Source organism: Bacillus sp. NP247, from assembly GCF_018966865.1.
In the GTDB taxonomy this organism is placed as follows: domain Bacteria; phylum Bacillota; class Bacilli; order Bacillales; family Bacillaceae_G; genus Bacillus_A.
The window spans coordinates 1156665-1181086 of sequence record NZ_CP076653.1 but is presented as its reverse complement, the minus strand read 5'-3'; the positions used below and the strand labels follow the sequence as shown (position 1 = coordinate 1181086).

The window sequence follows — 24422 nt, the reverse complement described above, 5'->3', positions numbered from 1 at the left end:
AAGTGACAGTGCAAGGGAATTTAGCAGATGTAAACGAAGCAATTAAAGAATCTTGTGCACGAGCTGGACGTTCGATGAAAGATATTAAGCTCGTTGCAGTTACAAAAACTGTAGGAATTGAAAAAACAAGCGAAGTAATTGCAGCAGGAATTATTGATTTAGGTGAAAATAGAAATGAAGGTTTCTTACAAAAATACGAGCATTTCGGTTCAAAAGTGAATTGGCATTTTATTGGCTCATTGCAAACGAGAAAAGTAAAAGAAATCATTAATGAGATTGATTATTTACATTCATTAGATCGTCTTTCGCTTGCAAAAGAAATTCAAAAACGTGCTGATAAGAAAGTTAAATGCTTTATTCAAGTGAAAACATCATCTGAAGAATCAAAGCAAGGATTGGCGATAGAAGAAACAATTTCTTTTATTCAAAGTTTGCAAGAATTGGATAAGATTGAAGTGGTAGGATTAATGACAATGGCTCCGTTTACAGGAGAAGAGGAAGAGATTCGTCGCTGCTTTAAGGAATTGCGCATGCTACAAACAGAGGTGCAGGAGCTAGAATTATTACATGCACCATGTAAAGAATTATCAATGGGAATGTCAAATGATTACACGATTGCAATTGATGAAGGCGCTACATATATTCGTTTGGGAACGGTTTTAGTAGGAAAAGCGTAAGAGGAAGGAGAAAGTTATTATGAGTTGGTCAAAAGTAAAATACTTCTTTTTTGACACACCGGAAGAAAAAGAAGCAGCTCAATATAGTTATGAAAAGGAGCAAACAGACATGAAAAAGCAACAAGATCCCCCAGAACAACAAGATGTTCCGTTTGCGAAAGTGCAACCGAAGCAAAATGTAGTGAGTATTGAAACAGCGAAGCAATCTTCAAAAGTTGTTTTACTAGAACCACGCACATATTCGGAAGCGCAAGGCATTTCGGATCACTTAAAAGGTAGACGAGCTGTTGTAATTAATTTGCAAAGAATGTCTACAGATCAAGCTGTACGTATCGTTGACTTTTTAAGTGGTACTGTATACGCTATAGGCGGGGATATTCAAAAAATAGGCCCGAAAACATTTATGTGTACACCTGAAAATGTTGATATCGTTGGTGCGATTTCAGAGTTATTCGGTGAAGAAGAAGAGACAAATATAAAGAGGTGGTAATACGCCATGACAACAGTTTTAACAGTGTTACTTACTGCTATCGAGATTTACTCGTGGGCACTAATTATTTACATTCTCCTATCATGGTTTCCTGGCGCAAAGGAATCAGCTTTTGGAGATTTTCTTGCGCGTATTTGTGAACCGTATTTAGAGCCGTTTAGGAGGTTTATTCCACCATTTGGTATGATTGATATTTCTCCACTTGTTGCTATTATTGCCTTGAAACTTGCTAGAGGTGGTTTAGTGAGTTTATTCAACTATTTTTTATAGTGTGAGGTTAAATACATGAGCATCTACGAGCATTTTAGACCTGATGAAGAGGTCTTTGTGGATAAAGTATTAGAGTGGAAACAGGCTGCTGAGTACCATCAAGTCAAGTTAACAGATTTTCTTGATCCAAGACAGCAACAAATTGTTTCTATGGTAATAGGGCAAGGAGATGTAGCTGTACGGTTTGATGGTGCGATGCCTGAAGCCGAACGGAAAAGAGCACTAATTTATCCAGATTATCTAGAATTAAATGAAGAGGAATTTCAAGTAGAAGTATTAGAAATTGACTATCCTTCCAAGTTTTTCACGCTAGAACATAGGCAAATATTAGGTGCATTCATGTCACTTGGTTTAACAAGGGAAAAATGTGGTGATATTTTGCTTCAAGAAGATCGTGCCCAAATTGCAGTTGCAAAAGAAGTTGTATCCTATATTGAAATGAACTTACAATCAATAGGGAAAATGAAAGTCACACTCGCTCCTATACAAGTAGAGAAAATTTTGCGTGTAGGTGAAAAGTGGGGAGAAAAATCTGGAACAGTTTCGTCACTTCGTCTAGATGTTTTATTAGCTGAAATGCTGCATATATCTAGGCAGAAGGTACAGCCTCTTATAAAAGGTGGCTTAGTAAAAGTCAATTGGAAAACAGTAGAGCAAACTTCGTATGAATGTTTTCCGGGGGATGTTTTCTCGGTTAGAGGGTATGGACGAAGTAAATTATTTTCTGTAGAAGGTAAAACGAAGCGCGACAAATGGAGAGTTTTGTATGGTATACTAAAATGATTGGTTTTTTAGAAGGAAATTCTCTTATTTTGTCGAAGAAAAGATATAATTGAAAGAGGAAATTTAGATAACTACTTGGAGGTGGCGTTGTGCCGTTAACACCATTAGATATTCATAACAAAGAATTTGGTCGCGGATTTCGTGGCTACGATGAAGATCAAGTAAATGAGTTTCTTGATCAAATCATCAAAGATTATGAATTAGTCATTCGTGAGAAAAAAACTTTAGAAGAAAAGGTTGCACAATTAGAAGGAAAGTTAGATCATTTTTCTAATATTGAAGATACGTTGAACAAATCTATTATTGTCGCACAAGAAGCTGCTGAAGAAGTGAAGCGTAATGCACAAAAAGAAGCGAAATTAATTGTACGTGAAGCAGAAAAAAATGCAGATCGTATCATTAATGAAGCGTTAGTGAAATCAAGAAAAGTTGCTTTTGATATTGAAGAGTTGAAGAAACAAGCGAAAGTATTCCGAACTCGTTTCCGTATGTTATTAGAAACACAACTTGAAATGTTAAACAACGATGATTGGGATAAACTAATTGAATTAGAAGACGAAGTGGACGAGCTGTTGAAAAAAGAAGAAACAGTGTAAGCTTGACGTTTTTCTCATTATTACATATAATTTTAAACAACATATTTATTAAGAAAAACGAAGATAGGGATAAGTACCTTTTTCATACCTTATATAGCGAACTGAGGATGGTGTAAGCTCAGGATAAGGAGATAATGGGAATATCACCCTGGAGTTCCGCGCTGAACAAATGGAGTAAGCGTAGGCGTATATTCGCGTTAAGAATATAAAGAGGACCTTATGCATTTGTATAGGATCTACTAGGGTGGTACCGCGGGAGACTTTCTCGTCCCTTTTTGGGGATGAGAGGTCTCTTTTTTATTCCCTTTTTTAAGGTCTGTCGTTTATATATTTAAGGAGGAATTGAGCATGGAGTACAAAAATACATTATTAATGCCAAAAACAGAGTTCCCAATGCGTGGAAATTTACCGAAACGCGAGCCTGCAATGCAAGAAAAATGGGCTGAAATGAATATTTATGAAAAAGTGCAAGAACATACAAAAGGTCGTCCTTTATTTGTACTACATGATGGACCTCCATATGCAAATGGTGACATTCATATGGGACACGCACTAAATAAAGTGTTAAAAGACTTTATTGTTCGTTTTAAATCAATGACAGGATACTGTGCACCATATGTGCCAGGTTGGGATACGCACGGTTTACCAATTGAACAAGCTTTAACGAATAAAGGTGTAAAGCGTAAAGAAATGACAGTTGCTGAGTTCCGTAAGTTATGCGCAGAATATGCATATGAACAAGTAGAACGTCAACGTGAACAATTTAAGCGTCTAGGTTTACGTGCAGATTGGGATAATCCATACATTACTTTAGAGCCTGCTTATGAAGCACAGCAAATTAAAGTGTTTGGTGACATGGCGAAGAAGGGTTATATCTATAAAGGTCAGAAACCTGTTTATTGGTCTCCAACAAGTGAATCTGCTTTAGCAGAAGCTGAAATTGAATACCAAGATAAAAAATCAGCATCTATTTACGTAGCATTCCCTGTAAAAGACGGAAAGAACGTATTAGAAGGTGATGAGAAGTTCATTATTTGGACAACAACACCTTGGACGTTACCTGCTAACTTAGGTATTTCTGTTCATCCAGAACTTGAATACGCTATTGTGAAAGTAAATGATGAGAAATATATTATTGCTTCTGAACTATTTGAGACAGTTGAAAAAACGTTAGAATGGGAAAATGCTGAAGTTGTGAAAACGGTAAAAGGTAGCGAACTTGAGTATACAGTTGCAAAACACCCATTCTACGATCGTGACTCATTAGTTATGCTAGGGGAGCACGTTACGACAGATGCTGGTACAGGTTGTGTTCATACAGCACCTGGACACGGGGAAGACGATTTCCTTGTTGGTAAGAAATATGGTTTAGAAGTTCTTTGCCCAGTTGATGATAAAGGTGTATTAACAAGTGAAGCACCTGGATTTGAAGGCTTATTCTATGATAAAGCTAATAAACCAATTACGGAAAAATTAGAAGAGGTAGGCGCGTTACTAAAATTAACATTTATTACGCATTCATACCCACATGATTGGAGAACGAAAAAGCCAATTATTTTCCGTGCAACAGCACAGTGGTTTGCATCTATTGAAGCATTCCGTAAAGAATTATTACAAGCTGTTGAAGAAACGAAATGGGTGCCAGCATGGGGTGAGACTCGTCTTCATAATATGGTTCGTGACCGTGGTGATTGGTGTATTTCTCGTCAACGTGCATGGGGTGTACCAATTCCAGTATTTTATGCGGAAAATGGAGACCCAATTATTACAGATGAAACAATTAGCAATGTAGCAGATTTATTCCGTGAACACGGCTCTAACGTATGGTTCGAGCGTGAAGCGAAAGATTTATTACCAGAAGGATTTACACATCCAGGTAGCCCAAATGGTGAATTCCGTAAAGAAACAGATATTATGGATGTATGGTTTGATTCAGGTTCTTCTCACCAAGCGGTATTAGAAGAGCGTGATGATTTACAACGTCCAGCAGATTTATATTTAGAAGGATCTGACCAATATCGTGGTTGGTTTAACTCTTCATTATCAACAGCAGTTGCTGTAACAGGTAAAGCACCGTATAAAGGTGTTCTAAGCCATGGTTTCGTACTAGATGGTGACGGACGTAAAATGAGTAAGTCGATTGGAAACATCGTCGTACCGAAGAAAATTATGGATCAATTAGGCGGAGATATTTTACGCTTATGGGTTTCTTCTGTTGACTATCAATCTGATGTACGTATTTCAGATGATATTTTAAAACAAGTAGCAGAAGTATATCGTAAAATCCGTAATACATTCCGTTTCTTATTAGGAAACTTAGATGACTTTAATCCAAGTGAAAATACAGTGGCGGCAGCTGAGCTTCGTGAAGTGGACCGTTATATGTTAGTAAAATTAAATGAATTAATTACAAAAGTTAAAGAAGCGTATGAAGCATATGACTTTGCAGCAGTATATCACGCAATTCATAACTTCTGTACAATTGATTTAAGTTCATTCTATTTAGACTTTGCGAAAGACATTTTATACATTGAAGGTGAAAATCACCAAGATCGCCGCGCGATTCAAACAGTATTATATGATGTTCTTGTTGCATTAACAAAACTTGTAGCACCGATCTTACCTCATACAGCTGATGAAGTATGGCCTTATGTTCCTGGTGTAGAAGAAGAAAGCGTACAGTTAACTAATATGCCAGAAGTTGTAGAAGTAGATGGTGCTGAAGCGTTAAAAACAAAATGGGACGCATTTATGACGTTACGTGATGATGTATTAAAAGCTTTAGAAGTCGCTCGTAATGAAAAAGTAATTGGTAAGTCATTAAATGCAAGTATTACACTATATCCGACTGCAGAAATGAAAGCTATGTTAGAGTCTATTAGTGAAGACTTAAAGCAACTATTTATTGTTTCTGAGTATAAACTTGGTGGTATGATGGAAGAAGCACCAAAAGAAGCGCCTAAGTATGAGCATACAGCGGTTGTTGTAGCTCAGGCAACGGGTGACACATGTGAACGTTGTTGGGTTGTTTCAGAAACAATTGGTAAAGATGCGGAACATGAAACATTATGTGAGCGTTGTGCAACGGTTGTTAAAGAAAACTATGTAAAATAATAAAAAAACTGACTGCTCATAATAGCAGTCAGTTTTTTGTTGATGATATATTGAAATAACTTTCACTCTCTTTCCTATGAAGGAAAAATGTGTGTGAGGTAAGCGTAGAAATTTCGGACACACTAATTGTACATTGCAGCTGGGAGGAATGTACACGTGAATGAAATTTATATGGAAATAAAAGAAGAATTGCAATTGATGAGAAAAGAATTGCAAGATAGACTGGCTAAAGAAGTAATGCACACATACTATATGGAATTTGGGCAAGAACTTGGGTATGAAATAAAGGAAGAGACAAAGAAAAAGTTGCTATTACATGATATAAAAGAGGATTTAAAAGATGTAGAACGTGCATTGTTTAAAATGGAAATAGATATGTACGGTATTTGTGAAGAAACTGGAAGAGTGATTCCTACAAAACAAATGAAAACAATGCCGACTGCTCGTACTATTCATGAATTTTTCTATGAAAAGGTAAATGTATGAATACGCACAACGATATTATGTTACCTTTTTTTAATTTATTTTATTCTTCTATAAAGGTTCATTGTGAAAAGGTAGCAGCTATGCTAAAATTTTGAGGTACACTGTCTTTATGGGGGAAATGAAAATGATATATTATGTAATAGCGTTATTTGTCATTGCCATCGATCAAATATCGAAGTGGCTAATTGTAAAGAACATGGAATTGGGTACAAGCATTCCGATTATCGATAATGTATTATACATAACATCACATCGAAATAGAGGAGCTGCCTGGGGTATTTTAGAAAATAAAATGTGGTTCTTCTACATTATTACAGTCGTTTTCGTAGCCTTTATCGTATTTTATATGAAAAAGTATGCGAAAACAGACAAGCTTCTAGGTATTTCATTAGGTCTAATTTTAGGCGGAGCAATTGGCAATTTTATTGATCGTGTATTTAGACAAGAAGTAGTGGATTTCATTCACGTGTATATTTTCTCGTACAACTATCCAGTATTCAATATAGCTGACTCAGCATTATGTATTGGAGTTGTATTAATTATTATTCAAACAGTATTAGAAGGAAAGAAAACGAAGGAGTAATTGAATGAGTGAAGTAGTACAAGTAACAGTTGCAGAAGAACAAAAAAGCGAGCGAATTGATAAATTCGTTGCAGAAATAAACAGTGAATGGTCACGTTCACAAGTGCAGCAGTGGATTAAAGATGCTGTTGTGACAGTAAATGGAAAATCGGTTAAAGTGAATTACAAAGTAAAAGAAAATGATGAAATTACAGTAACAATTCCCGAGCCAGAAGAGTTAGATATTCAACCGGAAGATATGAATTTAGAAGTTTATTATGAAGATGCCGATGTACTAGTTGTAAATAAGCCGCGTGGCATGGTAGTACATCCAGCACCAGGGCATACGAAGGGTACACTTGTAAACGGACTTATGCATCATTGTACAGACCTATCAGGTATTAACGGTGTAATGCGTCCTGGTATAGTACACCGTATTGATAAGGACACATCTGGATTATTAATGGTTGCTAAAAATGATATGGCGCACGAATCACTTGTAAATCAACTTGTAGCCAAAACGGTAACAAGACGCTATAAAGCGATTGTACATGGTGTAATTCCACATGATAAAGGGACAATTGATGCTCCAATTGGTCGTGATAAAAAAGAACGTCAAAGTATGACTGTTGATGAAAATGGTAAGAATGCAGTTACACATTTCCAAGTGTTAGAGCGATTTAAGGATTTCACACTTGTAGAATGTCGCTTAGAAACGGGACGTACACACCAAATTCGTGTTCATATGAAATATATTGGTTATCCACTTGCAGGGGATCCAAAGTATGGTCCGAAGAAAACATTAGATATGAATGGACAAGCACTTCATGCAGGAATTTTAGGTTTCGATCACCCTCGTACTGGTGAATATATTGAGTTTGAGGCACCGATTCCAGAAGTGTTTGAAGAAGCTCTAAATATTTTACGGAAATAGTATTGACAAATCATAAGAAAACTGAGATACTGGCAACAGTTAAATAATGATCCTTTAACACAGCCCCGTGAGGTTGAGAAGGTAACGGTTTGAAATACTTAGGGTATGCTGTACCCTTTTTTCAAAAGTCCTCTCGCACACGCTGAGAGGACTTTTTTTATACCATTACTCTCACGCAAGAAAAAAAGCTTGGAGGTGTAGAGCATGCAAGAGAAAGCAGTCGTTTTAGATGACCAAATGATTCGCCGCGCTTTAACACGAATTAGTCATGAAATCGTGGAACGTAATAAAGGTGTCGATAATTGTGTTCTTGTCGGAATTAAAACACGTGGAATTTTTATTGCACAACGTTTGGCAGAACGAATTGGTCAAATTGAAGGAAAAGAAATGGAAGTAGGAGAGTTAGACATTACGTTATATCGTGATGATTTAACACTACAATCGAAACATAAAGAACCACTTGTAAAAGGTTCTGATATTCCTGTAGATATTACGAAGAAAAAAGTTATCCTTGTGGATGATGTGTTATATACAGGAAGAACAGTTCGAGCAGCAATGGATGCTCTTATGGATTTAGGTAGACCATCACAAATCCAATTGGCTGTTCTTGTTGATAGAGGTCATCGTGAATTACCAATTCGCGCTGATTATGTAGGAAAGAACATTCCAACATCTAGTGAAGAGCGTATCGAAGTTGATTTGCAAGAGACAGATCAACAAGATCGAGTAAGCATATACGATAAGTAAAGCCCTTTTAAATGTAGTCCTGTGAGGCTGCCAAAGGGTCTTGGCTTTCATATGTCAAATTTGGCATACGAAAGTGTAGGACTCTTTGTGCACAGGCACAAAGAGTTTTTTTATTGCAAAAATTAACACTGAAGGAGGATGTAACAATGGAGCAAAAGCCAGTGTTAGACATTCATGAAGTACCGAAACCGGGAAAATGGTTATTATTAAGTATACAACATTTGTTCGCAATGTTTGGATCAACAGTGCTTGTTCCGTTTTTAACAGGACTGAATCCATCAGTAGCTTTAATATCAAGTGGATTAGGAACGCTAGCGTTTCTTCTAATAACGAAAGGCCAAGTACCAGCATATTTAGGATCATCATTCGCCTTTATTGCACCAATTATTACAGCAAAAACAGCAGGTGGACCTGGAGCAGCAATGCTTGGTGGAATGCTTGCGGGACTTGTGTACATCTTAATCTCACTCGGAATTAAGAAATCTGGGTCAGAGTGGATAATGAAATTACTTCCGCCAATCGTAGTTGGCCCAGTCGTAATGGTAATCGGTTTAGCTTTAGCACATACAGCGGTGAACATGGCGATGAATGGTGCGGATGGTAAGTATAGCATTACACACTTTTCAGTAGCACTAGTAACATTAGCAATTACAATCATTTGCTCCATATTTGGAAGAGGATTTTTCAGCATCATACCGGTATTACTTGGAATCGTCGGCGGATATATCTTCGCTTACTTCCAAGGACTAGTAGATTTAAAGCCAGTAGCTGAGGCAAAATGGTTTGTCATACCAGACTTCACAGTACCGTTTGTAACATATACTCCGGAGTTTTCATGGAAAATTGTACTCTTAATGGTACCAGTTGCACTTGTAACAATTTCAGAACATATCGGACATCAAATTGTACTTGGAAATGTTATTAAAAGAGATTTAATTGAAAAACCAGGTTTACATCGTTCAATCTTCGGTGATGGGATAGCAACATTGATCGCATCACTAATAGGTGGACCACCGAATACAACGTACGGTGAAAACATCGGTGTGCTAGCAATTACGAGAGCATACAGTGTATACTTATTCATCGGTTCAGCAGTGTTCGCAATCATGTTTGGATTTATCGGTAAGATTTCAGCACTGATTCATTCGATCCCAACACCGGTTATGGGTGGTGTATCAATCTTACTATTCGGTGTAATCGCATCAAGCGGTTTACGCATGATGGTAGACGATAAAACAGACTTAAGCGACAAACGAAACTTAATGATTGCATCAGTTATACTAGTGATCGGTATTGGCGGGGCGGTACTACACGTAGGTGAATCGTTCCAAGTAGAAGGAATGGCACTAGCGGCAATTGTAGGTGTACTATTAAATCTACTACTACCAGAAACAAAACAAGTAAACAAAACAAAACAATCTAAGCAGATTGCTTCATAAAAACAACCTTTTAATTCAGTCCTGTGAGACAGAAAAGGGTGGCTTCTTCCTTGCACCCTAGTCTCACATGACTAGGGTATTTTTATACAAATGTTGTTATAAAAATCCATAAGTGCTATCATAAAAAACAGAAAGATGAGGGATGACGATGAGCCATTTGTTAACGATGAGTGAATTATCGGAACTAGAAATTTCAGAAATCCTAAAAGACGCAGAAGATTTCGCGAATGGAAAAGAGAGCAAAACAACAGAGCAAACTTTTGTTGCGAACTTGTTCTTTGAGAATAGTACGAGAACGAGATTTAGCTTCGAAGTTGCTGAGAAGAGATTAGGACTTGACGTGTTAAACTTTTCAGCAGATTCATCTAGCGTACAAAAAGGAGAAACGTTATACGACACGATAAGAACACTAGAATCAATCGGAACAAAAGCGGTAGTCATCCGCCACGAGCAAGATCGTTACTTCGATGAGCTAAAAGATCAAGTAAACATTCCAATCTTAAATGCTGGAGATGGATGTGGAAATCATCCAACGCAATGTCTGCTCGACCTTCTAACAATTAAACAAGAGTTTGGAAGTTTTGAAGGTTTAAAGATTGCAATTGTTGGAGATATTCGCCATAGCCGAGTAGCACGATCCAATGCTGAAACATTAACGAAACTTGGGGCAACGATTTATTTTGCAAGCCCAGAAGAGTGGAAAGATGAAAAAAACACATTTGGAACGTACAAAAACTTAGATGAGCTTGTTCCAGAAGTTGATGTGATGATGTTACTTCGTGTACAGCATGAGCGTCATGATCATTATGAAACAGACATTATGAAAGAGTATCATGAAAAACACGGATTAACGCTTGAAAGAGAAAAACGTATGAAAGAAGGAAGCATTATTATGCATCCAGCTCCTTTCAACCGTGATGTGGAAATTGCTAGTGAACTTGTTGAGTGTGAGCGTTCACGCATATTTAAACAAATGGAAAATGGAGTTTACGTAAGAATGGCTGTACTAAAACGCGCCTTACCAAATGTATTAGGAGGAATGAAACATGAATTATTTGTTTAAAAATGGTCGTTATATGAATGAAGAAGGAATAATCGTAGCAACGGATCTTCTCGTACAAGACGGTAAAATTGCGAAAGTAGCAGAAAATATTACGGCAGATAATGCTGAAGTAATCGATGTGAACGGAAAGTTAATCGCACCTGGATTAGTAGATGTACACGTACATCTTCGTGAACCAGGTGGTGAACATAAAGAAACAATTGAAACAGGCACACTAGCAGCGGCAAAAGGTGGATTCACTACAATTTGTGCAATGCCAAATACACGCCCAGTACCAGATTGCAGGGAACATATGGAAGACTTACAAAAACGTATTAAAGAAAAAGCGCACGTAAATGTATTACCATATGGAGCAATTACAGTACGTCAAGCAGGTTCTGAAATGACAGATTTCGAAACGTTAAAAGAGCTTGGAGCATTCGCTTTCACTGATGATGGAGTAGGCGTACAAGATGCGAGCATGATGTTAGCTGCTATGAAGCGTGCAGCGAAGTTGGATATGGCAGTAGTTGCACACTGTGAAGAAAATACACTTATTAATAAAGGTTGTGTACATGAAGGGAAGTTTTCTGAGAAACACGGATTAAACGGTATCCCATCAGTATGTGAATCTGTACATATTGCAAGGGATATACTGCTTGCTGAAGCGGCAGATTGTCACTATCACGTATGTCACGTAAGTACGAAAGGGTCTGTACGTGTAATCCGTGATGCAAAACGTGCTGGGATTAAAGTAACAGCAGAAGTAACACCGCATCACTTAGTGTTATGTGAAGATGATATCCCATCAGTTGATCCTAACTTTAAAATGAACCCACCGCTTCGTGGAAAAGAAGACCATGCAGCGTTAATTGAAGGGCTATTAGATGGAACGATCGATATGATTGCAACTGACCATGCACCGCATACAGCGGAAGAGAAAGCACAAGGAATTGAAAGAGCACCATTCGGAATTACTGGTTTTGAAACAGCATTCCCGCTTTTATATACGAACCTTGTGAAAAAAGGAATCATTACATTAGAGCAACTAATTCAATTCTTAACAGAAAAACCAGCCGATACATTCGGTTTAGAAGCAGGTCGCCTGAAAGCAGGTAGAGTAGCTGATATTACAATCATTGATTTAGAACAAGAAGAAGAAATTGATCCAACAACATTCTTATCAAAAGGAAAAAATACACCATTTGCAGGTTGGAAATGCCAAGGTTGGCCGGTTATGACAATCGTTGGTGGTAAGATCGCATGGCAAAAGGAGAGTGCATTAGTATGAAAAGACAACTTATCTTAGAAGATGGAACAGTATTAATTGGAAAAGGTTTCGGGGGAGAAATCGAAAAGTCAGGTGAGGTTGTATTTACAACTGGGATGACTGGATATCAAGAAACTTTATCTGATCCATCATACTGCGGTCAAATCGTAACGTTTACGTATCCATTAATCGGAAACTACGGCATTAACCGTGACGATTTTGAATCAATTCACCCATCTGTAAATGGTTTAATCGTAAACGAAATTTGTGATCACCCATCAAACTTCCGTAATGAAATTTCGTTAAATGATTACTTGAAAGAAAGAAATATCCCAGGATTAGCAGGAATTGATACGAGAAAATTAACGAGAAAAATTCGTCAATACGGTACATTACGCGGACGTCTTTGTAATATGGATGTGGATGTAGAGGACATCGTTAGCCAATTGAAAGCAACTGTCTTTACAGATCATGTGAAACGCGTATCAACAAAAGATCCATATCCAAGCCCAGGCCGTGGTCATCGTGTTGTACTTGTAGACTTCGGAATGAAACATGGTATTTTACGAGAATTAAATAAGCGTGACTGTGATGTAATTGTAGTACCTTACAATACATCAGCAGAAGAGATTTTACGCCTTAGCCCAGATGGAATTATGTTAAGTAATGGACCTGGAGATCCAAAAGATGTACCAGAAGCAATTGAAATGTTACAAGATATTATCGGTAAAGTTCCTTTATTCGGAATTTGCTTAGGACATCAATTGTTTGCTCTAGCATCTGGTGCAAATACAAGTAAGTTAAAATTCGGTCACCGTGGTTTAAATCATCCAGTGAAAAATCTTGCAACTGGAAAAGTAGCAATCACTTCTCAAAACCATGGTTACGCAGTAGAAGAAGAATCAGTTGGAAATACAGAACTTGAAATTACACATGTTGCTTTAAATGATGGAACAGTAGAAGGTCTTCGTCATACGAAGTTCCCAGCATTTACAGTGCAATACCATCCAGAAGCTTCTGCAGGACCAGAAGATGCAAATGATTTATTCGAAGATTTCTTAGCAATGATTGAAAACTTCAAGAAAGAAGGGGAAGAGTTATGCCAAAACGCCTAGACATCAACACAATTTTAGTAATCGGATCAGGACCAATTGTAATTGGGCAAGCAGCAGAGTTTGATTACTCTGGTACACAAGCTTGTCAATCTCTTAGAGAAGAAGGTTACAAAGTAATCCTTGTTAACTCTAACCCAGCAACAATTATGACAGATACTGCAACAGCAGATAAAGTATATATAGAACCATTAACACTAGAATTCGTAAGCCGTATCATTCGTAAAGAACGTCCAGATGCGATCCTACCAACATTAGGTGGTCAAACAGGCTTGAATATGGCTGTGGAACTTGCAAAATCAGGCATACTTGAAGAGTGCGGAGTTGAAATTTTAGGAACAAAATTATCAGCAATCGAGCAAGCGGAGGATCGTGATTTATTCCGTACATTAATGCAGGAATTAAATGAACCAATTCCATCTAGTACCATTATTCATACGCTAGAAGAAGCACATGAATTTGTAAAAGAAATTGGTTATCCAGTAATTGTTCGCCCAGCATTTACAATGGGGGGAACAGGTGGTGGAATCTGTAGTAATGAAGAAGAACTAATTGAAATCGTATCAGGTGGATTAAAACATAGTCCAGTAACACAATGTCTATTAGAAAAGAGTATTGCTGGTTGTAAGGAAATTGAATATGAAGTAATGCGTGATTCGAATGATAACGCGATTGTAGTATGTAACATGGAAAATATCGATCCGGTTGGGGTTCACACAGGTGATTCTATCGTTGTAGCACCGAGTCAAACGTTAAGTGACCGTGAGTATCAAATGTTACGAAACACTTCATTACGAATTATTCGCGCATTAGGAATTGAAGGTGGATGTAACGTTCAGCTTGCACTAGATCCACATAGCTTCCAATACTATGTAATCGAAGTAAACCCGCGTGTGAGTCGTTCGTCTGCACTAGCATCTAAAGCAACTGGATATCCAATTGCGAAGCTAGCGGCAAAAATTGCAGTCGGTTTAACATTAGATGAAATTATAAATCCAGTAACACAAAAAACATACGCTTGCTTCGAGCCAGCATTAGACTATGTCGTTTCAAAAATTCCACGTTGGCCATTTGATAAGTTTGAATCAGCAAACAGAACACTTGGTACACAAATGAAGGCGACTGGTGAAGTTATGTCAATCGGACGTAACTTAGAGCAATCATTACTAAAAGCGATCCGTTCTTTAGAGCTTGGCGTGTATCACCTAGAGTTAGACCACTTAAAAGAGCTTGATAAAGAAACGATGAAAAAGCGTATTATAAAAGCTGATGATGAGCGTCTGTTCGTTGTAGCAGAAGCGATCCGTCAAGGTGTAACGAAAGAAGAAATCAACGAATGGTGTGAAATGGACTTCTTCTTCTTACAAAAAGTTGAAAACATCGTAAACATGGAATGCGAAGTAAAAGCGAATGTAGGAAATATGGAAGTGTTACAATCTGCGAAAGAAATGGGCTTCAGTGACCATTACATCGCCAATGCTTGGAACAAAACAGAGCGCGAAATTTACGATATACGTAAAGAAAGCAATATGACTCCTGTGTATAAAATGGTAGATACTTGTGCGGCGGAGTTTGAATCTGCAACACCTTACTACTACAGCACATATGGTGACGAGAATGAATCGGTTAGAACAGATCGTAAGAGTGTGGTTGTACTAGGGTCTGGTCCAATCCGTATCGGTCAAGGTGTTGAGTTTGACTACGCAACAGTTCACTCTGTATGGGCAATTAAAGAAGCTGGATATGAGGCAATCATTGTTAATAACAACCCAGAAACAGTTTCAACAGACTTCAGTATTTCTGACAAATTATACTTTGAACCATTAACAATCGAAGATGTAATGCACATCATTGATTTAGAGAAGCCAGAAGGTGTTATCGTTCAGTTCGGTGGACAAACGGCAATTAACTTAGCGGCGAAATTAGAAGAACACGGCGTGAAAATCTTAGGAACATCACTTGAAGATTTAGACCGTGCAGAAGATCGTGATAAATTCGAAGCTGCATTAACACAATTAGGTATCCCGCAACCAGTTGGTAAAACAGCAACAACTGTAGAACAAGCGGTAGCAATCGCTGACAAAATTGGTTACCCAGTATTAGTAAGACCATCTTACGTACTAGGTGGACGTGCGATGGAAATCGTATATCGTCAAGAAGAATTACTGCACTACATGAAAAACGCAGTTAAAGTTCACGCAGAGCATCCTGTATTGATCGACCGTTACATGGTTGGTAAAGAAATTGAAGTAGACGCAATTTCAGACGGTGAAAATGTATTCATTCCAGGTATTATGGAACATATTGAACGCGCTGGAGTTCACTCTGGTGATTCAATTGGAGTATATCCACCACAGAGCTTATCTGCAAAACTGAAAGAACAAATTATCGAACATACAATTGCACTTGGAAAAGGATTAAACATTGTTGGATTACTAAATATCCAGTTTGTAGTATTCAAAGATCAAGTGTATGTAATTGAAGTAAATCCACGTGCGAGCCGTACAGTACCATTCTTAAGTAAAATTACAGGCGTACCGATGGCGAATGTTGCAACGAAAGTTATTTTAGGTCAAAACCTAGTAGAGCAAGGATACGGAACTGGCTATCACCCAGAAGAGAAAGAAGTATATGTAAAAGCACCAGTATTCTCATTTGCAAAACTACGCTCAGTTGATACAACATTAGGACCTGAAATGAAATCAACAGGGGAAGTAATGGGGAAAGACTTAACGCTTGAAAAAGCATTATACAAAGGGCTAGTTGCCTCAGGAATTAACATCCCAACGCACGGATCAGTAATCATCACTGTAGCGGATAAAGATAAAGAAGAGGCGATGGAAATTGCAAAACGTTTCCACGAAATCGGCTATAACTTATTAGCAACAGCTGGAACAGCACAAACATTAGCAGAGCAAAATATCCCAGTACAAGTTGTAAACAAAATTGATTCTGAAGACTACAACTTACTAGATATTATCCGTCAAGGAAAAGCACAGTTTGTAATCAATACATTAACAAAAGGAAAACAACCAGCGCGTGATGGTTTCCGCATTCGCCGTGAATCAGTAGAAAATGGTGTGGCTTGCTTAACATCACTTGATACAACGAGAGCAATCTTACGAGTATTAGAATCTATGACATTCTCAGCTCATTCAATGAAAGAAATTACGCAAACAAAGCGTCACGAGGTGGTACATGCATGATGCAAAAGCAAAATATGATCGTCGTTAACCAAAAAGAAATCGCAAAAAACATTTACGAATTAGTGCTTCAAGGAACGTTAGTACAGCAAATGAACGAACCAGGGCAGTTTGTACACATTAAGGTAGCAGAGGGCATTGCGCCCCTTCTGCGCCGCCCGATTAGTATTTGTAATGTAGATCAAGAGAAGAATGAGTTTACAATGCTATATCGTGCGGAAGGGCAAGGGACAAAAACATTAGCAACTAGAAAACAAGGTGAAATGGTAGATGTACTAGGACCATTAGGACATGGTTTTCCTGTAGAAGAAGCAGAAGCTGGTCAAACAGCTTTGTTAGTAGGCGGGGGAATTGGTGTACCACCACTTTATGAATTATCACAGCGCCTCGTTGCAAAAGGTGTACGCGTCATTCACATCTTAGGTTTTCAAACGAAAGATGTGGTTTTCTACGAAGAAAAATTTGCAGAACTTGGTGATACGTATGTTGCAACAGTAGACGGCACACACGGTACAAAAGGGTTTGTCACAGATGTAATTGACAATTATGGAATTGACTTTGACATTCTTTATTCATGTGGTCCGTTAGCGATGCTTCGTGCATTAGAAGGACGTTACAAAGAGAAAAAAGCCTATATTTCATTAGAAGAACGTATGGGTTGTGGTATTGGAGCTTGTTTCGCCTGTGTATGCCACTTACAAGAAGATCCAAATGGACATTCTTACAAGAAGGTGTGTAGCGACGGACCAGTATTTCCAATCGGGGAGGTTGTACTATGAGCAGATTGCAAGTTGAATTACCGGGATTGTCATTAAAAAATCCAATTATACCGGCATCTGGATGCTTTGGATTTGGTCGTGAATATGCACAGTTTTACGATTTAAGTGTACTAGGATCAATCATGATTAAAGCGACGACAGAACAACCACGTTATGGAAATCCGACGCCTCGTGTTGCTGAAACACCGGGCGGCATGTTAAATGCAATTGGACTTCAAAACCCAGGTTTAGAAAAAGTAATGAATTCTGAATTACCATGGTTAGAACAATTTGATCTTCCAATCATTGCGAATGTTGCGGGCTCACAAGCTGAGGATTACGTAGCAGTTGCAAAGGAAATTTCTAAAGCGCCTAATGTCCATGCACTAGAATTAAATATTTCTTGTCCGAACGTAAAAACAGGTGGTATCGCTTTTGGTACAAATCCTGAAATTGCTGCTGATTTAACGAAGCGAGTAAAAGAGGTTTCTGAAGTACCTGTATATGTGAAATTGTCACCGAACGTGGCAAACATTGTGGAGATTGCAAAAGCGATTGAAAATGCAGGTGCAGATGGTTTAACGATGATTAATACATTGCTTGGTATGCGTCTAGATTTAAAAACAGCTAAACCAATTTTAGCAAACCGTACTGGCGGACTATCAGGTCCTGCGATTAAGCCAGTGGCAATTCGTATGGTGCATGAAGTGAGCCAAGCGGTTAACATTCCAATTATCGGAATGGGTGGTGTTGAGACAGCGGAAGATGTAATTGAGTTCTTCTACGCTGGTGCAAGCGCAGTTGCAGTAGGTACAGCGAACTTCATAGATCCGTTCGTATGTCCGACAATTATTGAAGAGTTACCAGCATTATTAGATGAATTAGGATTCGATCACATTTCGGAATGTCAAGGAAGGAGCTGGAAGCAAACATGTCACAGTCGTTAATCGTTGCGCTAGATTTTCCAGGGAAACAAGAAGTAGAACAATTCTTACACCACTTTGAAGGGGAAGAGTTATTTGTCAAAGTTGGTATGGAGTTATTTTACAAAGAGGGCCCTGCAATTATTACGTACTTAAAAGAAAAGGGACATAAGATCTTCCTAGATTTAAAACTTCATGATATTCCGAATACAGTAAAAAGCGCTATGCGTAGCCTAGCTAGTCTAGATGTTGATATGGTAAATGTTCATGCTGCTGGGGGAAGTAGCATGATGAAAGCGGCGATTGAGGGATTAGAGGAAGGTAAGCAAGAAGGAAAAGAGAGACCGATTTGTATTGCAGTTACACAACTAACAAGCACTTCGGAAGCTATGATGAAAAAAGAGATCGGCATTGAGAAAACGTTAGAAGAAGCGGTTGCTCATTATGCAAAATTAACGAAAGAAAGTGGACTTGATGGAGTTGTTTGTTCAACACTTGAAGTTCCAAAATTACGTGAAGTATACGGAGATGAATTTGTAACAGTAACACCGGGGATTCGTCTTGCAAGTGATGATGTAAATGACCAGGTGCGCGTAGCAACACCGAAACGTGCGAGGGAACTTGGCTCAAGCTACATCGTAGTTGGACGTAGTATTACGAAAGCAGAAAATCCGCTTGAAGCGTATAAAACAGTAAAACAACAGTGGGAAGGTGTAACAGTATGAAAAAAGAAATCGCATCGCATTTATTAGAAATTGGAGCAGTATTTTTACAACCGAATGATCCATTCACATGGTCTTCTGGTATGAAATCACCAATTTATTGTGATAACCGTTTAACTTTATCTTATCCAAAAGTACGTCAAGCGATTGCAGCTGGATTAGAAGAGTTAATTAAAGAGCACTTCCCAACTGTAGAAGTTATTGCAGGAACAGCAACTGCTGGTATTGCGCACGCTGCATGGGTAAGCGATCGTATGGATTTACCAATGTGCTACGTACGTAGTAAAGCAAAAGGCCACGGTAAAGGGAACCAAATCGAAGGAAAAGCTGAAAAAGGTCAAAAAGTAGTAGTAGTAGAAGACTTAATTTCAACTGGAGGTAGTGCAATTACATGTGTAGAAGCACTTCGCGAAGCTGGTTGTGAAGTATTAGGAATCGTATCAATCTTCACATACGAGCTTGAGTCAGGAAAAGAGAAACTAGAAGCAGCTAACGTAGCATCATATTCTTTAAGTGATTACAGTGCATTAACTGAAGTTGCAGCAGAAAAAGGTATGATTGGACAAGCTGAAACGAAAAAATTACAAGAGTGGCGTAAAAATCCAGCGGACGAGGCTTGGGTTACAGCGTAATATGAAAAAAGACGACTGCGGGGGAACGCGGTCGTCTTTTTATATCATTGTTAAAATTTCATGTAAAGAACATATAGTAGGAACAGCGCATTTTAGCTGCGAATTATTCCGATTTAACCATATCCCTTGCATGCCGGCTGTTGTACTACTAATGGCATCTGTTTCTAATCGATCGCCAATATAATAGCAATCTTTCATTTCAAGATTCGATTGTAATACGGCGCTGTGAAAAATTTCCGGATCTGGTTTTGATATACCAATTTCACTAGAAGTAAAAATATATTTGAAATATTGTAGAATGTTTAGAGCTGTTAATTTTTCGATTTGTTGTTCATAGTCCCCATTACTGATGATACCTAATGAGTATCCTCCTTGCTGCAAGCTTTGTAATGTATAGAGTACATCTTCAAACGCGATCCAGTTTTTCTTATATAGTTCTATATATTGATTGAATCTATGCTGAGATTCCTGGGGTGATAAATCAACTCCATATACTTTAAATAAATGAGATATTCGCAACCCTTGTTGGTCTTGAAAAGATAATTCTTTGGATAAAAATTTATTGAAATATTGTTCGGATAATTCGTGCCATAGTTTCGTAGCCTCTAATTCATTTCCTAAAAAAATACCATTATACTCTTGGAAGAAATGTGAGATGCCATTTCTCTCAGCGGTATCATAGTCAAGTAAAGTTCCATCGATATCAAAGAAAACCATATTACAATCTCCTTAATGATAATTACTTAGCATTTTCCGCAACCTCATATCCTCTCACAAACAATAGAGTCATATAAGAAACAATAAACGAGAAGATGCTATACATGCCAACCCAAAAGAAAAACTTTGGAGTAAAGGCGATAACACCTAGTATTAAAAAACTAGCAAACGTTACAATCGGCATTACGTAATACATTTTCGTTCTACGTGTTCCAATAACAGAAACAATAAAGATAAGTAATGGACAAATTAATAAGACGAAAATCAATTCATTCATAGGTATGTCCCCTTTTCTAATTGGAGTGATCTGTTCTTCGTAAACGTTTTGAAATAAATACTCTCCTAATATAATTTCGCTAACATATAAATAATCCCTTTTGAAAGTCAGTAATTAATGATGAATTTTACAATGAAAAAAACGAAAGCAAGAGAATACTTGCTTTCGTTATAGGATAAACATCGCAACGATAGTGGTGACGATTAAGCCGATAACAACTGGTAAAAAGTTTCGACGTGCGAGTTCAAATGGATCTACTTTACATATAGCGGCGGCAGGAATAAGTGCCCAAGGAATTAATGTTCCTCCCCCGGTCCATAGAGCTGCAATTTGTCCGAGTGCTGTTAATGTAGCTGTTCCATGACCAAGTGCTGTGCCGAAAAGATTTGCAATCGAACCAGCAAGTGACATACCTGAAAAACCTGATCCATCTAACCCTGTTATAACACCAACGATAGTTAATGTTCCTGCGGATACATATTGATTTAAAGGAACCGTTTGAGATAAGGCGATTCCTAAGTCGTTAATAATTCCGTGTGAACCTTTCGGTAAATAGTCTCCGATAATCCAGTAGGCGAGGGTAGGGGTACGAATCATTTTTGTAAATGGTGAAATCATCGTATCATTTATGCCAGTATGAACGAGTAGATTACTCATTGATACGATAATGGAGATGATCAATATTGTTGGTAATAGCTCAGTAATGGCGAAAATGAAACTTTGAAAAATACCGCTAATAGCAAGAGGGATAGAACTTGTAGCGGTTAATGCTAATAAAAAGATAAAAACGATACAAATAATCGTCGTATCTTTCCGGAGAATAAAAAAGGTAATAATAGTGAGTAAACAAAGAATATAGAGAGCGTGCAACAGCGTTAATTCAACTCCCATAACATGCACATCCTTTAGGCATTTGTGTAGTTCATTGTATGAAAGCAGTGAAAGTATGTGAGTATAGAAAAAAGAAAATTTCATGTACTGTAATGGTAAGAATGAGAAATGGATGTTACAATACAATTAATCCTAAAAATGGAATTTAAGGAGGAGCTATGCACAAAAAAATTGGATTTTGGGGATTCATCATATCTTGCAGTCTATTAATCATTTTAAGTCAGTTTACAAACAATGAATGGGTAAGTATCATACCTGTTTTCGGGTTTGTTTTTGTACTGTTATATAACTGGGATGATATGAAACAATATAGCAAGAAAAGCATTGGAATTATGATAGGTATCACTGTTGTTTGCTCATTTTTCATAGGGTTTATTTTAATAGAAGGGCAGAAACAGATGGAGAAAATGTCTATTTTTCAAGAATGGATGTCTTCTGCAAAAGGTCTTTATATTGTACTTGTAGTTGTTATTTTTCTAAGAATTGTTATAAGCATAGCAAGTTACATATTAAAGGCGAAGTAGAATGGGGGAGTACGAATGAGAGAGAAAATAGGGTATTATGGTGTGCTCGTTTGTTTACTATTATCAGTTATTTCAGGGCAATTTCTTAAAAGTGAATGGGTACCAGTTATATTATGTATAGGAGTATTGATTTTTGCTCCTATGTATCGCTGGGATGAATGGAAAGCATATAGTCGAAAAAAGAAAATTGTTTTCAGTATCGAGTTTGTTATTATAATTAGCACGATTCCGTTTTTGTTATTGAAAGGAAATGAGATAATAGATGGAATTGTAATGTTTCAAGGGTGGTTATTTATTGCGAAAATGCTATATTTAATATGCATTTTAATTTCGGTAGCGGTAGTCGCTAAAAAAGTAAACGAAAAGTTATTCGTTAATGAATAAAAGAAAATGCCACCTTATTCGGTGGCATTTTCTTACTTTACTGAATGAGCTTTTTGCATCTTTTTAATTAAACGAATTTGTCCGCGATGGTTGATCTCATCTTCAAATACGTGAAACCACTTAAAGTAGTTATTTGCTGGTTTGTCATGCCAAAAGTCTGTCGTTTTAAATAGCCATTAATCAGGTAACGATTGAAAAGTTTCAATTGTTTTAGAGCGTACTTCTTGTAATGTATGGATGTAAAACTCTATGGAGTTTCCTTTTATTTTTTCTCGTCCAAGATCCCCTAACTCAACAGCAGGTAACCAACGTTCTAATTCAGCATCAGTCGGTTCGCGATCTTCAAAGGTATGAATTTGGTAGTAAAATTCAATAGCAGCCATATGGTACAATAACATGCCAATTGAATTTGCTTCCTCATCATATAAATAATCAAGTTCTTCCATTGTTAAGCCTTCCACCGCTTGCATTGTTGTATAGCGTGCGTAATGCATCATGGAAACAAGTTTTGAAAATTCAACTTGTAAACCATCTATCTTGTCGATTACAAAATTCAATTGAAATTAAACGGTGACTCCAGAGAAAGAATTCTATGTGTAGAGAAAAACTCCTTTTAAAAAAGGCCATGCTTTTAACAAGGAATAACAATTAGTTCTCTATTTGATTTTGTAATAACTTCATATCCGTCTTTTGTAATGACGATATCATCTTCAATTCTACAACCGCCCCAGTTCGGTATATAAATACCCGGCTCAACCGTAACAACCATACCTTCTTCTAAAGTAGCCTTACTTTCTTGGGATAGGCGAAGCGGTTCATGTATTTCTAACCCAAGACCGTGCCCGGTAGAGTGGCCAAAGTATTGACCGTATCCATGCTCTGTAATGTAATCTCTCGTTATATCATCGATACTTTTCGCAGTTTCTCCAGGTTTAATTGCTTCAGTTCCGCGTTTTAATGCTTCAAGTACAACATTGTATATCTTTTTGAATTCTTCTGATGGTTCCCCGATTGCTACAGTGCGTGTTATATCGGAACAATATCCGTCGTAAAGTGCACCGAAGTCTAATGTAACGATATCACCTCGTTCGATTATTTTATTTGATGCAACGCCATGGGGAAGAGAAGAACGAACACCAGAAGCTACAATAATTTGAAATGATGAGGATGTAGCTCCTTTTTTTCGCATGAAAAATTCTAATTCATCTCGGACATCAGTTTCACTTATTCCTGGTTTTAGAAACGTAAGGATGTGGTGAAATGCTTCGTCAGCAATAGTAGCTGCGATTTTCATTGTTTCTATTTCGGGCGTGTCTTTAATAATACGAATATTTTCGATGATTTCGCACACTTGCACCATTTCCGCATGTACGTATTTTTGTAAGTTTTTATATTGTTGCAATGTCATGTTATTTTCTTCAATTCCAAGTTTTTGAATGTGTAATCTCGATACTTGATTGGCAACTTCTTCTTCCAAATTCCCTTTATGCATAATGATTTCCGCGTCTTTTATTTGTGCTTTCGCTTGATCTACATAGCGAAAATCAGTTATAAAAACAGCTTGATCCGCAGAGAGTAAGACGACACCAGCACTACCTGTAAAGCCTGTTGCATATTGGAGATTTTCTTTTTTTGTAATAAGTAATCCATCAATTGCATAGTTTTGTAGTTGATTTTGGATTTTATTAATTTTTAAAGTCATGTTAATTCCCCCTTTTCACAGTATTGAATAAAGCAAATAGCGTGCCAAAAAATATCTTTAGAGAAAAGATAGTGGGAATTACATATGTTTTAGAGAAGATAAGAAATTTAGCCCATTATTTGTGGGCGGTGGGCTGCTCGTGAAATACAGATTACTTCAATTAGCAG

General features: G+C 37.5%; 25 protein-coding genes, 1 pseudogene and 1 other annotated feature. Of the genes and pseudogenes, 21 read left to right on the top strand and 5 right to left on the bottom strand.

Annotation, left to right across the window (positions count from 1 at the left end; all coding sequences use genetic code 11):
* Positions 1-2: 2 nt before the first annotated feature.
* From KPL75_RS06070 to pyrE, 19 genes are all read left to right on the top strand, one after another.
* Positions 3-677: a YggS family pyridoxal phosphate-dependent enzyme gene (locus tag KPL75_RS06070; RefSeq protein ID WP_219919766.1), complete on the top strand. Its 675-nt coding sequence runs from the start codon at positions 3-5 to the stop codon at positions 675-677.
* Between the two features lie 19 nt (positions 678-696).
* The gene (locus tag KPL75_RS06065; protein WP_002014721.1) at positions 697-1167 is read left to right on the top strand and encodes a cell division protein SepF; all 471 of its coding nucleotides are present in this window, start codon (positions 697-699) and stop codon (positions 1165-1167) included.
* A gap of 6 nt (positions 1168-1173) precedes the next feature.
* The gene (locus KPL75_RS06060; protein WP_002088250.1) at positions 1174-1437 is read left to right on the top strand and encodes a YggT family protein; all 264 of its coding nucleotides are present in this window, start codon (positions 1174-1176) and stop codon (positions 1435-1437) included.
* A 15-nt stretch (positions 1438-1452) separates the two neighbouring features.
* A complete protein-coding gene (locus KPL75_RS06055; protein ID WP_219919765.1) occupies positions 1453-2220 on the top strand; it encodes a YlmH family RNA-binding protein in 768 nt (255 codons plus the stop codon).
* 89 nt (positions 2221-2309) lie between these two features.
* Entirely contained in the window at positions 2310-2816 is a 507-nt protein-coding gene (gene divIVA / locus KPL75_RS06050; protein WP_219919764.1) for a septum site-determining protein DivIVA, read from the top strand.
* Between the two features lie 51 nt (positions 2817-2867).
* Positions 2868-3092, top strand: a binding site (T-box leader).
* Between the two features lie 72 nt (positions 3093-3164).
* Positions 3165-5930 (top strand): isoleucine--tRNA ligase, encoded by a 2766-nt coding sequence (gene ileS2, locus KPL75_RS06045; protein ID WP_219919763.1) that lies wholly within the window; start codon positions 3165-3167, stop codon positions 5928-5930.
* 156 nt (positions 5931-6086) lie between these two features.
* Positions 6087-6416, top strand: coding sequence for a TraR/DksA C4-type zinc finger protein (locus KPL75_RS06040; protein ID WP_219919762.1), 330 nt, complete (start codon positions 6087-6089; stop codon positions 6414-6416).
* Between the two features lie 124 nt (positions 6417-6540).
* A complete protein-coding gene (gene lspA, locus KPL75_RS06035; RefSeq protein WP_000642178.1) occupies positions 6541-6999 on the top strand; it encodes a lipoprotein signal peptidase LspA in 459 nt (152 codons plus the stop codon).
* A gap of 4 nt (positions 7000-7003) precedes the next feature.
* Positions 7004-7912, top strand: coding sequence for an RluA family pseudouridine synthase (locus KPL75_RS06030; RefSeq protein WP_002146047.1), 909 nt, complete (start codon positions 7004-7006; stop codon positions 7910-7912).
* Positions 7913-8116: 204 nt separating this feature from the next.
* Positions 8117-8659 carry a bifunctional pyrimidine operon transcriptional regulator/uracil phosphoribosyltransferase gene (pyrR, locus tag KPL75_RS06025; RefSeq protein ID WP_001156489.1) on the top strand — a complete coding sequence of 181 codons (543 nt, stop codon included), beginning with the start codon at positions 8117-8119 and terminating at the stop codon, positions 8657-8659.
* Positions 8660-8805: 146 nt separating this feature from the next.
* Complete coding sequence (gene uraA, locus KPL75_RS06020; RefSeq protein ID WP_219919761.1) at positions 8806-10098, top strand: uracil permease; 1293 nt, start codon at positions 8806-8808, stop codon at positions 10096-10098.
* Between the two features lie 148 nt (positions 10099-10246).
* A complete protein-coding gene (gene pyrB / locus KPL75_RS06015; protein ID WP_219919760.1) occupies positions 10247-11161 on the top strand; it encodes an aspartate carbamoyltransferase in 915 nt (304 codons plus the stop codon).
* Positions 11145-12431, top strand: a complete 1287-nt coding sequence (pyrC, locus tag KPL75_RS06010; RefSeq protein ID WP_219919759.1) for a dihydroorotase — start codon at positions 11145-11147, stop codon at positions 12429-12431. Before pyrB ends, pyrC begins: the two co-directional genes overlap by 17 nt.
* Positions 12428-13525, top strand: a complete 1098-nt coding sequence (locus KPL75_RS06005) for a carbamoyl phosphate synthase small subunit (RefSeq protein WP_128281171.1) — start codon at positions 12428-12430, stop codon at positions 13523-13525. Before pyrC ends, KPL75_RS06005 begins: the two co-directional genes overlap by 4 nt.
* The gene (carB, locus tag KPL75_RS06000; RefSeq protein WP_219919758.1) at positions 13510-16728 is read left to right on the top strand and encodes a carbamoyl-phosphate synthase large subunit; all 3219 of its coding nucleotides are present in this window, start codon (positions 13510-13512) and stop codon (positions 16726-16728) included. Before KPL75_RS06005 ends, carB begins: the two co-directional genes overlap by 16 nt.
* Positions 16725-17504 carry a dihydroorotate oxidase B electron transfer subunit gene (pyrK, locus tag KPL75_RS05995; protein ID WP_219919757.1) on the top strand — a complete coding sequence of 260 codons (780 nt, stop codon included), beginning with the start codon at positions 16725-16727 and terminating at the stop codon, positions 17502-17504. Before carB ends, pyrK begins: the two co-directional genes overlap by 4 nt.
* Positions 17501-18430, top strand: a complete 930-nt coding sequence (gene pyrD / locus KPL75_RS05990; RefSeq protein ID WP_219919756.1) for a dihydroorotate oxidase B catalytic subunit — start codon at positions 17501-17503, stop codon at positions 18428-18430. Before pyrK ends, pyrD begins: the two co-directional genes overlap by 4 nt.
* Positions 18415-19131, top strand: coding sequence for an orotidine-5'-phosphate decarboxylase (gene pyrF / locus KPL75_RS05985; RefSeq protein ID WP_219919755.1), 717 nt, complete (start codon positions 18415-18417; stop codon positions 19129-19131). The genes pyrD and pyrF overlap by 16 nt, the downstream gene beginning before the upstream one ends.
* Positions 19128-19760 carry an orotate phosphoribosyltransferase gene (gene pyrE / locus KPL75_RS05980; RefSeq protein ID WP_000711455.1) on the top strand — a complete coding sequence of 211 codons (633 nt, stop codon included), beginning with the start codon at positions 19128-19130 and terminating at the stop codon, positions 19758-19760. The genes pyrF and pyrE overlap by 4 nt, the downstream gene beginning before the upstream one ends.
* A 39-nt stretch (positions 19761-19799) precedes the next feature.
* Here pyrE and KPL75_RS05975 read toward each other — a convergent pair whose 3' ends face one another.
* The 3 genes from KPL75_RS05975 to KPL75_RS05965 all read right to left on the bottom strand — a co-directional run bounded on the left by KPL75_RS05975 (position 19800) and on the right by KPL75_RS05965 (position 21645).
* Positions 19800-20477 (bottom strand): HAD family hydrolase, encoded by a 678-nt coding sequence (locus KPL75_RS05975; RefSeq protein ID WP_219919754.1) that lies wholly within the window; start codon positions 20475-20477, stop codon positions 19800-19802.
* Positions 20478-20499: 22 nt separating this feature from the next.
* A complete protein-coding gene (locus KPL75_RS05970) occupies positions 20500-20754 on the bottom strand; it encodes a YbeF family protein (protein WP_219919753.1) in 255 nt (84 codons plus the stop codon).
* A gap of 168 nt (positions 20755-20922) precedes the next feature.
* Positions 20923-21645 carry an MFS transporter gene (locus tag KPL75_RS05965; RefSeq protein ID WP_219919752.1) on the bottom strand — a complete coding sequence of 241 codons (723 nt, stop codon included), beginning with the start codon at positions 21643-21645 and terminating at the stop codon, positions 20923-20925.
* A gap of 158 nt (positions 21646-21803) precedes the next feature.
* Between KPL75_RS05965 and KPL75_RS05960 the strand changes: the two genes are divergently transcribed.
* Together KPL75_RS05960 and KPL75_RS05955 are read left to right on the top strand one after the other, a co-directional pair.
* Positions 21804-22169, top strand: a complete 366-nt coding sequence (locus tag KPL75_RS05960) for a YoqO family protein (protein WP_113735497.1) — start codon at positions 21804-21806, stop codon at positions 22167-22169.
* A 15-nt stretch (positions 22170-22184) separates the two neighbouring features.
* Positions 22185-22553: a YoqO family protein gene (locus KPL75_RS05955; protein ID WP_219919751.1), complete on the top strand. Its 369-nt coding sequence runs from the start codon at positions 22185-22187 to the stop codon at positions 22551-22553.
* A gap of 32 nt (positions 22554-22585) precedes the next feature.
* Here KPL75_RS05955 and KPL75_RS05950 read toward each other — a convergent pair.
* Positions 22586-23110 (bottom strand): annotated as a pseudogene (locus tag KPL75_RS05950) (DinB family protein).
* A 74-nt stretch (positions 23111-23184) separates the two neighbouring features.
* Positions 23185-24255, bottom strand: a complete 1071-nt coding sequence (locus KPL75_RS05945) for a M24 family metallopeptidase (RefSeq protein ID WP_219919750.1) — start codon at positions 24253-24255, stop codon at positions 23185-23187.
* Positions 24256-24422: the final 167 nt, after the last annotated feature.